Raw genomic sequence first — 16,237 nt, 5'->3', positions numbered from 1 at the left:
GGGCAGCAATGGCAGCATTGCGGACCACCAACTTCGCGGGCTGTTCCAAACCGCTCTGAAAAATCCTAGATCAGAGCGATGTCGAAGAGAATCGCCGGTCCGGAAATCGAACGCCTGATCCAGCTCCTGGCCAAGGTGCCGGGGCTTGGGCCGCGCTCGGCCAGGCGCGCCGCGCTTCATCTCATCAAGAAGAAGGAACAGCTGCTCGAGCCTTTAGCCGCCGCCATGGGCGAGGCGGTCGACAAGGTGCGCATCTGTTCGACCTGCGGCAATGTCGACACCTCCGACCCTTGCATGATCTGCACCGACCCGCGCCGCGACGCCGGCACGCTGATCGTCGTCGAGGACGTCTCCGACCTCTGGGCGCTGGAGCGCGCGGCCGCCATGAACGTGCGCTACCATGTGCTCGGCGGCACGCTGTCGCCGCTCGACGGCATCGGCCCGGATCAGCTCAACATCCGCTCATTGGTCGACCGCGTCGCCGGCGGCGAGGTGAAGGAAGTGATCCTTGCAGTCAACGCGACCGTCGAGGGGCAGACCACGGCGCACTACCTCACGGATCAGTTGTCCGGCTTCGAGATCAAGGTGACACGGCTCGCGCATGGCGTGCCGGTCGGCGGCGAGCTCGATTATCTCGACGAAGGCACGCTCGCCGCGGCGCTGCGATCGAGGACGGCGTTTTGAGATTGCTGGGGGCAACTTGGAAATGACAGCATTCCTTCGCGCCCCCCTCTGTCCTGCCGGACATCTCCCCCTCAAGGGGGGAGATTGGCACCTTCGACGGCCGCATCTTCCTTTCAACGTTGGCGGTTGGCGAAAGCCAAAGCGACGGCCGATCTCCCCCCAAGAGGGGGAGATGTCCGGCAGGACAGAGGGGGGGGCGACAGAACGCGGCTTTTGCAAGCTTGCCCTCGCATTTCTAACGATTGCACTGATTGGGCTTTTCACCACTCCCTCCCACGCCGCCCCCATCGACGACCAGTTCCAGGCCTGGCTTCAGACCGACCTCTGGGCCGAAGCCAAGTCCAAAGGCATCACCAAGAAAACCTTCGATGCCGCCTTTCTCGGCGTGAAGCCGAATCTCAAGCTGCCGGACCTCGTCCTGCCCGGCGAGAAACCGACGACACCTGAGAAGCAGCACCAGGCCGAGTTCGGGCCGCCCGCCAACTATTTCGCCGAGAAGATCATCCGCGCCGTCACGACCGGCGGGCGGGCGCGCGAAAGCGCCAACGTCCGGGTGCTCGGGCTGATCGAGAAGCGCTATGGCGTGCCGGGCGAGATCGTGCTGGCGATCTGGGGCCGCGAGACCGGCTTCGGCGCGGCCAAGATGCCATACGACGCCTTCGAGGTGCTGGGCACCAAGGCGTTCATGTCGACGAAGAAGGATTTCTTCCGCACCGAGGTGCTGGCTGCGCTCGAAATCGTCGAACGCGGTCTGGCGCCGGTCAACGCCATGAAGTCGTCCTGGGCCGGCGCTCTCGGCCAGCCGCAATTCATGCCGACTTCCTTCTTGAAACACGCCGTCGACTTCGATGGCGACGGCCGGCCCGACATCTGGAATTCGACGCCCGACGTGCTCGCCTCGATCGCCAACTATCTCGTCCACTATGGCTGGGTGAGGGGGCGCGGTTGGGGGGCCGAGGTGACGGCGCCGGCAAATGTCTCCTGCTCGCTCGAAGGACCGGACCAGGGCAAGAAGATTTCGGATTGGGTGGCGATGGGCATCAGGCGCGTCGACGGCAAGGCGTTCCAGGCCGGCGAATTGAAGGCCGAGGGCTTGCTGCTGATGCCGGCCGGGCGCAGCGGTCCGGCGTTCATCGTCACGCCGAACTTCTATGTGCTGAAGCAATATAACAACAGCGATCTCTACGGCCTGTTCATTGGCCATGCAGCCGACCGCATCGCCAAAGGCGACGCCACCTTTGCCGGCAACTGGGGCGCGGTCGGCGACCTGCACCGGTCCGATATCGCGGCCCTCCAGCGCGCGCTGGAGGCCAAGGGCTACGACGTAGGCAGCGCGGACGGCCTGCCCGGCTTCAAGACCCGCCGCTCGATCGGCATCTGGCAGGCAAAGAGCGGCAGGCCCGCCACCTGTTTCCCTGACGCAAGCCTGGTTGCACAGCTGAAATAGCGCTGCATCCGGGCCACGAACTGCAGCAGATTTTTCCCGGTTTTCGGCTTCAACTAGCCGGCGCATAGGCCGACTCGTTACCGCCGGTTCTGGTCCAATGCGCTGTCTCGCAAAATGTCCGTTGCCGGTCTCGGCACTGCCGAATAGGGTGTTGACCAACTGGACAAAAAACACGACGGTAAGTGGTCAAGGCCGGTGACGGCTCTGCAAAGAATAATACAGCCCTGAGCCGGGAACTCAGGTCAACAAAACAGGGAACGATCATCATGATGCTGGAAAAGTTTGCTCTCCGCTCTCGCGCCTTGCTAGCGGGCGCCGCGTTGTCCGCGCTGCTCGTCGCGCCCGCTTTCGCGGTCACGCCTGCCGATACGCTGGTCGAGGGCTTTGCCATCGACGACATCATCTCGATGGATCCGGGCGAGGCGTTCGAGCTGTCGACGGCCGAAGTCACCGGCAACACTTATGATCTCCTGGTCCGTCTCGATCTCAGCGACACCTCCAAGGTCAAGGGCGACCTCGCCGAAAGCTGGACCGTTTCCGATGACGGCCTGACCTACACCTTCAAGCTCAAGCCCGGCATGAAGTTCGCCTCCGGCAATCCGATCACCGCGGCCGATGTCGCCTATTCCTTCGAACGCGCGATCAAGCTCGACAAGAGCCCGGCCTTCATCATCGGCCAGTTCGGCATCAGCGGCGACAATGTCACCGAGAAGGCCAAGGCCGTCGACGATACCACCTTCCAGTTCGTCGTCGACAAGCCCTATGCGCCGAGCTTCGTGCTCAACTGCCTGTCGGCCACCGTCGCCTCCGTCGTCGACGCCAAGCTGGTCAAGGAACATGTCGCCGCCGTAACGCCCAGCGCCGACAACAAATGGGACAACGACTTCGGCAATGCCTGGCTGAAGACCGGCTATGCGGGCTCCGGCCAATACAAGCTGCGCGAATGGCGCGCCAACGAAGCCGTCGTCCTGGAGCGCAACGACAATTACAACGGCGAGAAGGCCAAGCTCGCCCGCGTCATCTACCGCAACATGAAGGAGAGCTCGGCGCAGCGCCTTGCGCTCGAAGCCGGCGATATCGATGTTGCCCGCAACCTCGAGCCTAACGACCTCGACGCCATCGCCAAGAATGCCGATATTACCACCACCAGCGCGCCGAAGGGCACGGTCTACTACATCAGCCTCAACCAGAAGAACCCGACCCTCGCCAAGCCGGAAGTGCGCCAGGCCTTCAAATACCTGGTCGACTATGACGCGATGAGCACCACCATCCTCAAGGGCATCGGCGAGATCCACCAGTCCTTCCTGCCCAAGGGCGATCTCGGCGCCATCGACGACAATCCCTTCAAGCTCGACGTCGCCAAGGCCAAGGAACTGTTGGCCAAGGCCGGCTTGCCGGACGGCTTCAAGGTGACCATGGACGTGCGCACCGGCCAGCCGACCACCGGCATGGCGGAATCGATCCAGCAGACGCTCGGCCAGGCCGGCATCCAGCTGGAGATCATTCCCGGCGACGGTAAGCAGACGCTGACCAAATACCGCGCCCGCAACCACGACATCTATATCGGCAACTGGGGGCAGGATTATTTCGACCCGAACTCCAATGCCCAGACCTTCGCCTCGAACCCCGACAATTCGGATGCCGGCAAGTCGCACACGCTCGCCTGGCGCAATTCGTGGGACATTCCGGACCTGACAAAGGAAACCGAGGCGGCGCTGCTGGAGAAGGATTCGGCCAAGCGCGCCGACATGTACAAGGACCTGCAGAAGAAGATCCTCGACACCAGCCCCTTCGTCATCATCCACCAGCAACTCGAAGTGGCCGGCCTGCGCAAGAACCTCAAAGGCTTCGCGCTCGGCCCGAGCTTCGACACCAACTTCGTCGGCTCGGTCTCAAAGGAATAGCGTTTTCGGACGCGCCGCGTGAGCGTAACTGAGAACCAGGCGGCGGCCGGGCGCGGTAGCGTCCGCGCCGTTGCCATCTTGTCGTCGATCGGCCGCTTTCTGGTCATCGCGGTGACGACCTATCTCGGTCTTCTCGCGGTCACCTTCTTCATCGGCCGCGTCATTCCGATCGACCCGGTGCTGGCTGTGCTCGGAGACCGGGCTCCGATAGCCGTCGTCGAGCGCACGCGCCGCGAGATGGGTCTCGACCTGCCGCTGATCGAGCAGTTCTACATCTACGTGAAAAGTGCCCTCAACGGCGATTTCGGCACCTCGGTGCTGACCACCAATCCGGTGATGTCCGACATCCGCCGAGTCTTCCCGGCAACCATCGAGCTAGCGACGCTTGGCACCATCATCGGCGCCATCATCGGCGTGCCACTTGGCGTGCTCGCCGCAGTCAGGCGCGGCAGCTTCATCGACCAGATCGCGCGCATCATCGGCCTGATCGGCTATTCCGTGCCGATCTTCTGGCTTGGGCTTCTCGGCCTCGTGCTCTTCTATGCCAAGCTGCAATGGGTCGCTTTCCCGGCGCGGCTCGACGTAGTCTACGAATACACTTTCACGCCGATCACTGGTTTCTACCTGCTCGACGCGGCCATGCAGGGGCAATGGGATGTCTTTTACGACGCTTACCGCCATATCATCCTGCCGGCTTCGCTGCTCGGCTATTTCGCGCTTGCTTATATCAGCCGCATGACGCGCTCCTTCATGCTGAACGAAATGGCGCAGGAATATATCGTAGCGGCACGCGCCAAGGGCCTGTCGGAGGCGCGCATCATCTGGGGCCACGCGCTGCGCAACGCCGCGGTGCCGATGGTGACGGTGATAGCGCTTTCCTATGCCAGCCTGCTCGAAGGCTCGGTGCTGACCGAGACCGTCTTCTCCTGGCCAGGCATCGGGCTCTACATCACCAATTCGCTGCAGAATGCCGACATGAACGCCGTGCTCGGCGGCACCATCATCATCGGCTCGGTCTTCATCGCCATCAACCTTCTGTCCGATCTGCTCTACAAGCTCCTCGATCCAAGGACGAAGGCCGGATGAGCGCTGAAGCCATTCAATCCCGCCGTGCGTGGCTGCTCAGCGACCGGCCGGCCTCGCGCCTGCAGGCGCGGCTCGGCCGCGCCTATGTCGCCTGGCGGCGCTTCACAGCCAACCGGCTGGCCTTCGTCGGCTTGCTCATCATTCTCGCGCTGGTGATGGTTGCCGCCCTTGCCGGCGTGCTGGCACCCTACTCGGCTACAGTGGGCGACCTCAAGAATGCGCGCCTGCTGGCGCCGAGCGCCACGCACTGGTTCGGCACCGACGACCTCGGCCGCGATATCTATTCGCGTATCATCTACGGCTCGCGCTGGACGCTCTACGTCGTGATCCTGGTCGCCGTCATCGCCGCGCCCATCGGCCTTCTGGTCGGCACGATCGCCGGTTATGCCGGCGGCTGGACCGACGCGATCCTGATGCGCGTCACCGACATCTTCCTCGCCTTTCCGAAGCTGGTGCTGGCGCTGGCCTTCGTCGCGGCATTGGGACCTGGCATCGAGAACGCGGTGCTGGCGATCGCCATCACCTCCTGGCCGCCCTATGCGCGCATCGCGCGCGCCGAGACGCTGACGGTGCGCAACTCCGACTACATCAAGGCGGTGCAACTGATGGGCGCCTCGCCCTTCCGCATCGTGCTGCGCCACATCATGCCGCTCTGCATCTCCTCGCTGATCATCCGGGTGACGCTCGACATGGCCGGCATCATCCTCACCGCCGCCGGGCTCGGCTTCCTCGGCCTCGGCGCGCAACCGCCGCTGCCAGAATGGGGCACGATGATCGCATCGGGCCGCCGCTTCATCCTCGATCAATGGTGGGTCGCGGGCGCGCCGGGCTTCGCCATCCTGATCGTCAGCCTCGGCTTCAACCTGCTCGGCGACGGGCTGCGCGACGCGCTCGACCCCCGGAGCGGCGATCAATGAGTGGCGATCAATGAGCGACACGCTTCTCGACGTCGACGATCTGCGCGTCACCTTCCCGACCCGCACTGGCCTGGTGCAGGCCGTGCGCGGCGTCTCCTTCTCGCTCGGCCGCGAGCGTCTCGGCATTGTCGGCGAGAGCGGCTCCGGCAAGTCGCAGACCGGCCGCGCCATCATGGGCCTCACCCCGCCACAGGCCGAGGTTTCGGCGAAGAAGCTCAATCTCGACGGCATCGATTTGCTTTCCATATCGCCGCGTGAACGGCGCGCGTTGCGCGGCAACCGCATCGCCATGATCCTGCAGGATCCGAAATACTCGCTCGACCCGGTGATGAGCATCGGCCGGCAGATCGTCGAGACGCTGCGCACGCATGAGAAGGTCTCCAAAGCCGAGGCGCGCGAGCGGGCGCTCGCCATGCTGCAGGCGGTGCAGATCCGCGATCCGGCGCGCGTCTTCGACCTATACCCGCACGAGGTCTCGGGCGGCATGGGCCAGCGCGCCATGATCGCCATGATGCTGATCGCCGGGCCGGAGCTGATGATCGCCGACGAGCCGACCTCGGCGCTCGACGTCACCGTGCAACTGGACGTGCTGAACATCCTCGACAAGCTGGTCAGCGAGCGCGGCATGGGCCTGATCTTCATCTCGCACGATCTGCGCCTGGTTTCCTCTTTCTGCGACCGCGTCGTCGTCATGTATGCCGGCAAGGTCGTCGAGCAGATCAAGGCTTCCGAACTGCGCGATGCCCGGCATCCCTACACGCGCGGCCTGCTCAACTGCATGCCGAAGATCGGCTTCGAACGCCATCCGCTGCCGGTGCTCGATCGCAAGCAGGAATGGGCGGCATGACGGCCGCGATCGCCATCGAAGGGCTGGAAGTGGTGTTCGACCGCTTCCGCGCGCTGAAGGGCGTCAGCCTCGAAGTGCGGGAAGGCGAGTCCTACGGCCTGGTCGGCGAAAGCGGCTCCGGCAAGTCGACGCTGCTGAGGGCCATCACCGGTCTCGCGCCGGTTTCCTCGGGCACCATCACCGTCAACGGCAAGAGACTTGGCAAGACCCGCGACAAGGCCTTTTACCGTGAAGTGCAGATGGTCTTCCAGGATCCGTATGGCTCGCTGCATCCTCGCCAGACGGTCGACCGGCTGCTGCAGGAGCCCTTGGCCATCCACGGCATTGCCGACGGCGAGAAGCGCATCGAGCGCGCGCTGGACGAGGTCGGCCTCGGCAAAGGCTTCCGCTTCCGCTATGCGCACCAGCTCTCCGGCGGCCAGCGCCAGCGCGTGGCGATTGCCCGCGCGCTGATCCTCGAACCCTCGATCCTGCTGCTCGACGAGCCGACCTCGGCGCTCGATGCCTCGGTTCAGGCGGAGGTGCTGAACCTGCTCGAAGAGGTGCGGCGGCGGCGCAAGCTCACCTTCTTGATGGTCAGCCACGACCTCGCCATCATCACCCACATGTGCGAGCGGCTGATGGTGATGCAGAACGGCGAAGCGGTGGAGACGCTGACGGCAAGCCAGTTGATCGGGCATCGGGTGAGCGCGGACTATACGCGCAATTTGCTGAGGGCAAGCGAGGGGTTTGTGAGGGTGGCTTGATCTTCCCACACATGGCCAACGGGCATTCCGGGGAATTCCTATGGATGATTGGAAGTTCGAAGACCCACGCAATGTCGCCGTGTTGTCGGACAGGAGCATATTTAAACGTGGCGCCTGGATCGCATACGTTGTGCATGAAGCTGATGACGACGATAACTACAACGATGAAGGTGGCAGTTGGCAATTTCATAGCAGCGACAAGCAAAATCGGGATGAATCCGAGATAATGCTCGTCGGCCTGGAAGAGGTGGTTCGGCTGGATGAAAGCATCCTTGCCTTGGCCGATTTGCCAAAAGGCTGGCATGCTTGGCGTACCTCGAAATTGTCGCCTTGGCAGCGCGCCAAATCACTCCCTGTACCCTCCAACGACAACGAGTGATGCAGCAAGGCCTTAAGTCGAGCTTTGCATCAGTTTGCCGTTCTCCGGAACGGATGGTTTCTCCCCTGCCTCGGCCCCTCCGGAACCACGTCACATAAAGCGTCGGCAGGAAGAGCGGCGTGATCGTCGTGCCAGCGATGATGCCGCCTGTCCCCGAGGCAGGCCCAATCGACTGGGCCATGGTGCCGACTTGAGCAAAACGTGAAATAAGGTCAGAAGAGGCCTGCAGTGGCATCAACAACAACGGGCCCGATCTCGACAAGGGACGGCCCGATGAGGGACGAGATGAAGAATTCAGCCATTTCCGAGCGCAAGAACCAGTCGATCTCGCGCGGCGTCGGCATGACGACGCAGATCTACGCCGATCGCGCCGAGAATTCGGAGATATGGGATGTCGAGGGCCGCCGCTACATCGACTTCTCGTCAGGCATTGCCGTGGTCAACACCGGCCACCGCCATCCGAAGGTGATCGAGGCGGTCAAGGCGCAGCTCGACCGCTTCACCCACACCTGCCACCAGGTCGTGCCATATGAGAGCTATGTGCATCTCGCCGAGCGGCTGAACGGCATGCTGCCCGGCAAGTTCGACAAAAAGACCGTATTCGTCACCACCGGCGCCGAGGCGGTCGAGAACGCCATCAAGATCGCCCGCAACGCCACCGGCCGTCAGGCGGTCATCGCCTTTTCCGGCGGTTTCCACGGCCGCACCTTCATGGGCATGGCGCTGACCGGCAAGGTCGTGCCTTACAAGGTCGGCTTCGGCGCAATGCCCGCCGATGTCTTCCATGCGCCGTTCCCGGTCGCGCTGCACGGTGTATCCGTCGCGGATTCGCTGGCCGCGCTCGACAAGCTGTTCAAGGCCGATGTCGACCCGGGCCGTGTAGCGGCCATCATCCTCGAGCCGGTGCAGGGCGAAGGCGGCTTCTACGAAGCGCCGCGCGATTTCATGGCGGCGCTTCGCAAGATCTGCGACCAGCATGGCATCCTGTTGATCGCCGACGAGGTGCAGACCGGCTTTGCCCGCACCGGCAAGATGTTCGCCATGGATCATTATGACGTGGCGCCCGATCTCACCACCATGGCCAAGAGCCTCGCCGGCGGCTTCCCGCTGTCGGCCGTCACCGGCCGGGCCGAGATCATGGACGCGCCCGGCCCCGGCGGGCTTGGCGGCACCTATGGAGGCAGCCCGATCGGCGTCGCCGCCGCCCACGCCGTGCTCGACGTCATCGAGGAGGAAAAGCTCTGCGACCGCGCCAACACGCTGGGCAGCCGGCTGAAGCAGCGGCTGGAATCGATCCGCGACGACGTGCCGGAGATCGTCGATATCCGCGGTCCGGGCTTCATGAACGCCGTCGAGTTCAACGACGTGAAGAAGGGCCTGCCGTCGGCGGAATTCGCCAACGCGGTGCGGCTGAAGGCGCTGGACAAGGGCCTCATCCTGCTCACCTGCGGCGTCTACGGCAACGTCATCCGCTTCCTGTCGCCGATCACCATCCAGGACGGCGTCATGACCGAGGCGCTGGATATTCTGGAGACCTCGATCCGCGAGGCGCGTGCGGCTTAGCCCGCGGCCCTTGCTGGCTCGCTGAAGGCCGCAAGCGCCGCCTTCAACGCATCCGGCCCGCCCGCAACCGTCTGCGGCGTCGGCGAGAAGCCGGCGCCGAGCATCTTGCGGCCGAGCATGTGGTCGGCAGGCCGGTTGACGGATTCGATGCCGAGCAGCCGGTTGCCGGCATAGTGGTAGATCGAGAACTTGTTGTCGGCGAGATCGCCCAGCACGACATGATGATCGCCGCCTTGCGTCAGGCCCACCATCTGCAGCTTCATGTCGCCGATGTCCGACCAGAACCATGGCACCGCCGAGAAGGGCTCGGCATGACCGAGGATGGTGCGCGCGGCAAGCCTCGCCTGGTCGGTGGCGTTCTGCACCGATTCCAGCCGCACGTCGCCGCCGGTGAACCAGTGCCGGTAGGAGGCGGCGTCGCCGATGGCGAGGATTTCGGAAACAGAGCTCTGCATATGCTGGTCGACGCGGATGCCGTTGCCGACAGCCAGGCCCGCGGCCTCCGCCAGTTCGACATTGGGCACCACGCCGATGCCGATGGTCACCATTTGCGCAGGCAGGCGCTCGCCGCTTGACGTAATGGCTGCCGAAACGCGGCCGTTGTCGCCCTCCAGATGGGCGACTGTGGCGCCGGTCAGGATGCGCACGCCGATCGCCTCCAGGCGCTGGCGCACATGCGCGGCGATGATTGGCGCGACGGCGCGGCCGAGCAGCCGGTCGACGGCCTCGATGACCATGACGTTGCGGCCGGCGGCCCTGAGCGTCGCCGCGATCTCGAGCCCGATGAAGCCGCCGCCGAGAATGACCACGTCCTCGGTTTGCGCGCTGAGCTCGCGGATCACCCGCGCGTCGGCCAGCGAACGCAGCGAGACCACGCCGGCGAGGCCGGTGCCGTCGAGCTTGAGCAGACGCGGCCGCGAGCCGGTCGCAAGGATCAGCCGGTCGAAGGCAAGTTTGCCGCCGCCCGCAACGTCCAGCCGGCGCGCGCCGGCATCGATACCCTCGATGCGCACGCCCGGCCGATAGTCGATGGTGTTGCCGGTATAGAAGGCCTCGCCGCGCAAGGGCTGCGGCTTGGCCTCGGCGTCCTTGATGAAGGTCTTGGACAGCGGCGGCTTGTGATAGGGCAGTTCCTTCTCGTCGCCGACCAGGACGACAGGCCCTTCATAGCCTTCCTCGCGCAGGCTCGCGGCTGCCTGCACGCCGGCATGGCCCGCACCGACAATCACAACCCCGTTCGTCATCGCAATCCTTTTGTCTTAAAGCGCGTCGCGCTGAAACGGATCCAGTCGACGCGCTTTAAGTCTTTGTTTTGATGCATGTCGTTCTCCCAAAACCGCTGCGCACTTTTGGGCGACATGCACTAGAAATCTAAGCTCTTGCGCCAGGTGGCGATTGTCTGCCGCCGCCGCAAGAGCCGACGTCCGGGTCGCACCCAGAACGGGCATCTGTCAATCGGGCTCCCTGGCAATGGCGAGGTCTTAAAGTTGATAGTTGCAGTTTAGAATAATTCTAAACTGTTGTTTCAATTGAATTTTTTCCGTCACGCCAGTTGACTCCCGGCCTCTCCGTCGCTTTATGGAGAGCTGCGCGCAAAGCGCATCCCTTTGATGTTTGGGCCTTGAACCCTTTCGATTGGAGGCAAGTGGGTGTCTTTTTATCGCGAACCGCGCATCGACGCGGCCACCATTTTTCCCGGCATGCTGATGCCTCGGCGCGGGTGGGCGCCTTTTGTTGAATTTCCAAGGAACTGGAGCAGGATAATGACGGCACGTAATGGCGGCAGGCTGGCTGCGATCTGCGCCACGGCTGCACTGACGGCGGCGGTGTTCGTGTTGCCGGCGAAAGCCGGGACCGACGCAAAGGCGGTGATCACGACCTATGCCGACATCGCGTTGGCCAAATACGAGGATTCGCTGACCACCGCGCAGGCGCTGGACAAGGCAGTCGATGCGCTGATCGCCACGCCGTCGGCGGACACGCTGAACGCCGCGCGTGAGGCCTGGAAGGCGGCGCGCATTCCTTACCAGCAGACCGAGGTCTACCGTTTCGGCAACAAGATCGTCGACGACTGGGAAGGCAAGGTGAATTCCTGGCCGCTGGATGAAGGCCTGATCGACTATGTCGCCAAGAGCTATGGCACCGAGTCGGACGAAAACGCGCTCTTTACGGCCAACGTCATCGCCAACAAGGAGATCGAGATCAACGGCAAGAAGGTCGACGCCTCGAAGCTGACGCCGGAATTCCTGTCCGGCACGCTGCAGGAGGCCGGCGGCGTCGAAGCCAATGTCGCGACCGGTTATCACGCCATCGAATTCCTGCTCTGGGGCCAGGATCTGCACGGCACCGGCCCGGGCGCGGGCGAGCGTCCCTATACGGATTACGACCTGAAGAATTGCAGCAACGGCAATTGCGACCGCCGCGCCGAATATCTGAAGTCGGCCAGCGACCTTCTGGTGTCCGACCTGCAGGAGATGGTCGACAACTGGAAGCAAGACGGCGCCGCGCGCAAGATCCTGACCGACGGCGAGGCGAATACCGGCATCTCCACCATCTTCACCGGCATGGGCTCGCTGTCCTATGGCGAGCTTGCGGGCGAGCGCATGAAGCTCGGCCTCCTGCTGCACGATCCGGAGGAGGAGCACGACTGCTTCTCCGACAACACCTATATCTCGCATCTCTATGACGCCGTCGGCATCCGCGACGCCTACCATGCCAGCTACAAGCGGCTCGACGGCTCCGTGGTTTCGGGTCCGTCGGTGTCCGACATGGTGAAGGCCGCTGATCCGGCGATCGACAAGGAACTGTCGGGCAAGCTCGACACCACCGTCGCCAAGATGGAGGCGATCAAGGCGCGCGCGCTTGCCGGCGAGGCCTACGACCAGCAGATCGCCGAAGGCAACACCGAAGGCAACGCCACCGTGCAGGCGGCAATCGACGCGCTGGTCGACCAGACCAAGTCGGTCGAGCGCGCCGTCGGCTCGCTCAAGCTGAACCAGATCGCCTTCGAGGGCTCCGACAGTCTCGACGCGCCCGACAAGGTGTTCAAGTAAGCCCAGGGCATGATCCCAAAAAGTGGAAGCCGGTTTTTGGACAAGATCATGCCCGACTAAGAAACGGGCATGATCCCGAAAAGTGGAAACCGGTTTTCGGAAAAGGTCATGCTCAACTAACAAGCCAAGCGGCGCCGGACCGGCGCCGTCAGCCAGAGCGAATAAATGCTGATCTGCCATTGCAACATCATCACCGAGAAGGAGATCGAGCAGACGATCGTCAGCCTGCTGGACGAGGATCCCTGGCAGCTGATCGTGCCCGCGAAGGTCTATCACGCGATGCGCAAGCGCGGTCGCTGTTGCGGCTGTTTCCCAAATGTGGTGGAAACGATCATTCGGGTCACCGAGAACTACCACGCCCGCTCAGAGGTGGGGGACGTGGACATCGTTTCACACCTGGATCGCGTAAGGGGCTTGCGCGGCCAATACGGGAGCAGAACCCATGAAAGGCGAACCGCAGGTCATCGAGCGGCTTAACGAAGCTCTGTTTCTGGAGCTTGGAGCCGTCAACCAGTACTGGGTGCATTATCGTCTGCTCGAGGACTGGGGCTACACCAAGCTCGCCAAGAAGGAGCGGGCGGAATCGATTGAGGAAATGCATCACGCCGACCGGCTGATCGCGCGCATCATCTTCCTCGAAGGCCATCCGAACCTGCAGTCCGTCGCGCCGCTGCGCATCGGCCAGAACGTCAAGGAAGTGCTCGAATCCGATCTGGCCGGCGAATATGACGCGCGCACCGCCTACAAGCGCTCGCGCGAGATCTGCCATGACGAAGGCGACTTCGTCTCGATGAAGCTGTTCGAGGACCTCTTGTCCGACGAGGAGGGACATATCGATTTCCTGGAAACGCAGCTCGACCTGCTTGCCTCGATCGGCGAGGAAAAGTACGGCCAGCTCAACGCCGACTCGGCCAACGAGGCGGAGTAAGGACATGCAGGAATGCGGCGCCCCGTAGATTTTTCGCGCCGCTCGCGGCAGGCCGCAATCGGCGGCCCGTCGTTTCGGAAGATCCTGCGATACCGGCGCGGGGCATCGCTTTTGCTTGCGATCATACTTTCTGTTCCCGCTATGGCCGGCGAGCCAGCCGTCTTGCCGACAAGCAGGACCGACCTGACCCCGAAGGATCAGGCGCGGGTGCTGGCGGTCACCAAGCCAACGGACGATTTCACCAGGCCCGAGCCGTTCGAGCTGATGCAGGGCGGTGCCGGCACCTCGCGCAAGGACGCCAACCGCGATGCCTTCTCGCAATCCTCCGCCAACATCACCTTTGAGGAAGAGGGAACCTTCAAGCTCGGCAATGCGCTTTTCCGCAAGAACTGGGTGTCGTCGCCGTCCTCGACCCAGGCTTCAGACGGGCTCGGGCCCCTGTTCAACGAGCGCGCCTGCCAGAACTGCCACCTGAAGGATGGCCGTGGCCGCCCGCCGGAAGGCAGCACCGGCTCGACGTCGATGTTCCTCCGGCTCGCGCGCGATGCCGGCAGCGCCGAGGAAAAGGCCGCGCTTGCCGAACATAAGCTGCTCAACTTCCCCGATCCGGTCTACGGCGCGCAACTGCAGGATCTGGCAGTTCCCGGGCTCAAGGGCGAAGGCCGTCTACGCGTCGAGTACTCCGAGGAAAAGGTGACGCTCGGCGACGGCGCCGTCGTTTCACTGCGCAAGCCGAACTATTCGGTCGAAAACCTAGGCTATGGGCCACTTGACCCACGCACCACCCTGTCGCCGCGCCTGACGCCGCCGATGATCGGGCTCGGCCTGATCGAGCAGGTCGCGCCTGCCGATATCTTCGCCCATGCCGATCCGGACGATCGCGACGGCGACGGCATTTCGGGCAGGCCCAACATCGTGCGCGAAGAGTTTAGCGGCGAAGTGGCGCTTGGCCGCTTCGGCTGGAAGGCGCAGACCGCTTCGATCCGCCAGCAGGCGGCCGACGCCTTCGCCGGCGATATCGGCATCTCGACACCAGAAATGCCGAAGCATTGGGGCGATTGCACAGAAGCGCAGAAGGATTGCCTTGCCATGCCGAACGGGGCGCAGCAGCGTCTCGGCACGGCCGAGGCGCCGCCGCCGGTGATGGACCTCGTCACCTTCTATTCTCAGAATCTGGCCGTGCCAGCGCGGCGCATCCTCGACAAAACGGTGGTTCTTGCCGGCAAGAAGCAGTTTTACGAGATGGGCTGCATTTCCTGCCACACGCCGAAATTCGTCACCATGCGCGGCACACCCAATGAGGCGCAGGCCTTCCAGCTGATCTGGCCTTACTCTGATTTCCTGCTGCACGACATGGGCGACGGCCTCGCCGACGGGCAACGGGTGGGCGAAGCGAGCGGCAGCGAGTGGCGCACCCCGCCGCTCTGGGGCATTGGCCTCACCGCGACAGTCAACGGCAATACTTTTTATCTGCACGACGGCCGCGCCCGCACGCTTGCCGAGGCGATCCTGTGGCATGGCGGCGAGAGCCAAAAGGCGCGCGACCGCTTCGCCGGCGCCGCCGCGGCCGATCGTGACGCGCTGATCAAATTCCTGGAGTCGCTGTGATGTCGAAACGCCTGGGCCTCGCTCTTCCGCTTCTTTTGGCCGCCATGTTGCCGGCTTCGGCCGCGGTCAAGGCCTCCGATGTCATCGGCCGTGCGATCGACGGTTTCGTCCGCCCGGCCTATGCCAGCCTCGACGAACATGCGGCGGGCCTGGCCAAGGCGGTGCACCAGCTTTGCGAAACGCCATCCGAACAAAATCTCGAAGCGGCGCGTTCGGCGTTTTCCGGTACGGTCGAGGCCTGGTCGGTGGCCGAGATCATCGCCTTCGGGCCGGTCAAGGAGAACAACCGGCTGGAGCGCATGCTCTATTGGCCGGACCGCAAGAGCATCGGCCTGCGGCAGGTGCAGTCGACGCTTGCCGCAAAAGATCAGACCGCGACCGATCCGGCGCTACTGGCCGGTAAAAGCGTTGCCATGCAGGGACTTGGCGCGCTCGAATATGTGCTCTACGGCGATGGCGCCGAGACGCTGGCCAGGAAGGATGATCCCTATCGCTGCGCTTATGGGGCAGCGGTCGCCGGCAACATCGAAACGATCTCCGGCGAGGTGCGCGATGCCTGGAACAAGCCCGACGGCTTCGCGTCGCTCTGGGCCAATCCCGGCCCGAAGAACCCGCTCTACCGAGATGGCAACGAAGCAGTGACGGAACTCGTCGGCGTCTTCATCAACGAGCTGGAAATGGTCCGCGACGTGCGGCTCAAGGGCTTTTTCGGCGCCAAGCCCGATGCCGACAAGCCGAAGCAGGCGATCTACTGGCGTTCGCGGAACACGACGGCCTCGCTGGCTGGAAACCTGTCCGGCATCGACGAGCTGTTCCAGGCTTCCAGGCTCGGCGACGCGCTGCCCACCGATGCGCGATGGATGGCCGAGTCCATCCACATCCAGCTCGCCAATGGCGTGACCACCGCGAAATCCGTCGCCGGCCCGATCGACAAGGCGCTCGCCGATCCGTCGCTGCGCGACAAGCTCGAGCACTTCGCGCTGATAACGTCGAGCCTGTCGACCTTGATCGGCACCAGGATGACCGCCGAGTTCGGCCTGACCGCCGGCTTTTCATCGCTGGACGGGGATTGATA

General features: G+C 63.6%; 15 protein-coding genes. 14 read left to right on the top strand and 1 reads right to left on the bottom strand.

The genetic code is table 11. From position 1 onward, the window contains the following. The first annotated feature begins 78 nt into the window (after positions 1–78). The 9 genes from recR (at position 79) to AC0L2L_RS19045 (ending at position 9,573) form a co-directional block, all read left to right on the top strand. Positions 79–684 carry a recombination mediator RecR gene (gene recR / locus AC0L2L_RS19085; RefSeq protein WP_473580190.1) on the top strand — a complete coding sequence of 202 codons (606 nt, stop codon included), beginning with the start codon at positions 79–81 and terminating at the stop codon, positions 682–684. A 172-nt stretch (positions 685–856) separates the two neighbouring features. Next, positions 857–2,131: a lytic murein transglycosylase gene (locus AC0L2L_RS19080; protein WP_473580188.1), complete on the top strand. Its 1,275-nt coding sequence runs from the start codon at positions 857–859 to the stop codon at positions 2,129–2,131. A 266-nt stretch (positions 2,132–2,397) separates the two neighbouring features. Continuing rightward, positions 2,398–4,035, top strand: a complete 1,638-nt coding sequence (locus AC0L2L_RS19075; RefSeq protein ID WP_473580187.1) for an ABC transporter substrate-binding protein — start codon at positions 2,398–2,400, stop codon at positions 4,033–4,035. Positions 4,036–4,053: 18 nt separating this feature from the next. Then, complete coding sequence (locus AC0L2L_RS19070; protein WP_473580185.1) at positions 4,054–5,121, top strand: ABC transporter permease; 1,068 nt, start codon at positions 4,054–4,056, stop codon at positions 5,119–5,121. Further along, positions 5,118–6,038, top strand: a complete 921-nt coding sequence (nikC, locus tag AC0L2L_RS19065) for a nickel transporter permease (RefSeq protein WP_473580183.1) — start codon at positions 5,118–5,120, stop codon at positions 6,036–6,038. Before AC0L2L_RS19070 ends, nikC begins: the two co-directional genes overlap by 4 nt. A 10-nt stretch (positions 6,039–6,048) precedes the next feature. Next, positions 6,049–6,885 carry an ABC transporter ATP-binding protein gene (locus tag AC0L2L_RS19060; RefSeq protein WP_473580181.1) on the top strand — a complete coding sequence of 279 codons (837 nt, stop codon included), beginning with the start codon at positions 6,049–6,051 and terminating at the stop codon, positions 6,883–6,885. Then, positions 6,882–7,631 (top strand): ABC transporter ATP-binding protein, encoded by a 750-nt coding sequence (locus AC0L2L_RS19055; RefSeq protein ID WP_473580179.1) that lies wholly within the window; start codon positions 6,882–6,884, stop codon positions 7,629–7,631. Before AC0L2L_RS19060 ends, AC0L2L_RS19055 begins: the two co-directional genes overlap by 4 nt. 40 nt (positions 7,632–7,671) lie before the next feature. Continuing rightward, positions 7,672–8,010 (top strand): hypothetical protein, encoded by a 339-nt coding sequence (locus tag AC0L2L_RS19050; protein ID WP_473580177.1) that lies wholly within the window; start codon positions 7,672–7,674, stop codon positions 8,008–8,010. Between the two features lie 285 nt (positions 8,011–8,295). Next, positions 8,296–9,573, top strand: coding sequence for a 4-aminobutyrate--2-oxoglutarate transaminase (locus tag AC0L2L_RS19045; RefSeq protein WP_473580175.1), 1,278 nt, complete (start codon positions 8,296–8,298; stop codon positions 9,571–9,573). Here the strand turns inward: AC0L2L_RS19045 and AC0L2L_RS19040 are convergent. After that, the gene (locus AC0L2L_RS19040) at positions 9,570–10,817 is read right to left on the bottom strand and encodes an NAD(P)/FAD-dependent oxidoreductase (protein WP_473580173.1); all 1,248 of its coding nucleotides are present in this window, start codon (positions 10,815–10,817) and stop codon (positions 9,570–9,572) included. The genes AC0L2L_RS19045 and AC0L2L_RS19040 overlap by 4 nt on opposite strands. Before the next feature lie 519 nt (positions 10,818–11,336). Between AC0L2L_RS19040 and AC0L2L_RS19035 the strand changes: the two genes are divergently transcribed. The 5 genes from AC0L2L_RS19035 to AC0L2L_RS19015 all read left to right on the top strand — a co-directional run bounded on the left by AC0L2L_RS19035 (position 11,337) and on the right by AC0L2L_RS19015 (position 16,235). Continuing rightward, positions 11,337–12,626 (top strand): imelysin family protein, encoded by a 1,290-nt coding sequence (locus AC0L2L_RS19035; protein WP_473580172.1) that lies wholly within the window; start codon positions 11,337–11,339, stop codon positions 12,624–12,626. A 165-nt stretch (positions 12,627–12,791) separates the two neighbouring features. Next, positions 12,792–13,103 (top strand): (2Fe-2S)-binding protein, encoded by a 312-nt coding sequence (locus tag AC0L2L_RS19030; RefSeq protein WP_473580171.1) that lies wholly within the window; start codon positions 12,792–12,794, stop codon positions 13,101–13,103. Further along, positions 13,069–13,554 (top strand): bacterioferritin, encoded by a 486-nt coding sequence (gene bfr / locus AC0L2L_RS19025; RefSeq protein WP_473580169.1) that lies wholly within the window; start codon positions 13,069–13,071, stop codon positions 13,552–13,554. The genes AC0L2L_RS19030 and bfr overlap by 35 nt, the downstream gene beginning before the upstream one ends. A 12-nt stretch (positions 13,555–13,566) precedes the next feature. Beyond that, on the top strand, positions 13,567–15,162 hold the full coding sequence (locus AC0L2L_RS19020) for a di-heme oxidoreductase family protein (RefSeq protein WP_473580168.1): 1,596 nt from the start codon (positions 13,567–13,569) through the stop codon (positions 15,160–15,162). Further along, entirely contained in the window at positions 15,162–16,235 is a 1,074-nt protein-coding gene (locus AC0L2L_RS19015; RefSeq protein WP_473580166.1) for an imelysin family protein, read from the top strand. Before AC0L2L_RS19020 ends, AC0L2L_RS19015 begins: the two co-directional genes overlap by 1 nt. The last annotated feature ends 2 nt before the right edge of the window (positions 16,236–16,237 follow it).

This window comes from Mesorhizobium sp. WSM4832, from assembly GCF_055811115.1.
This window is presented reverse-complemented; position numbering and strand designations above follow the sequence as displayed.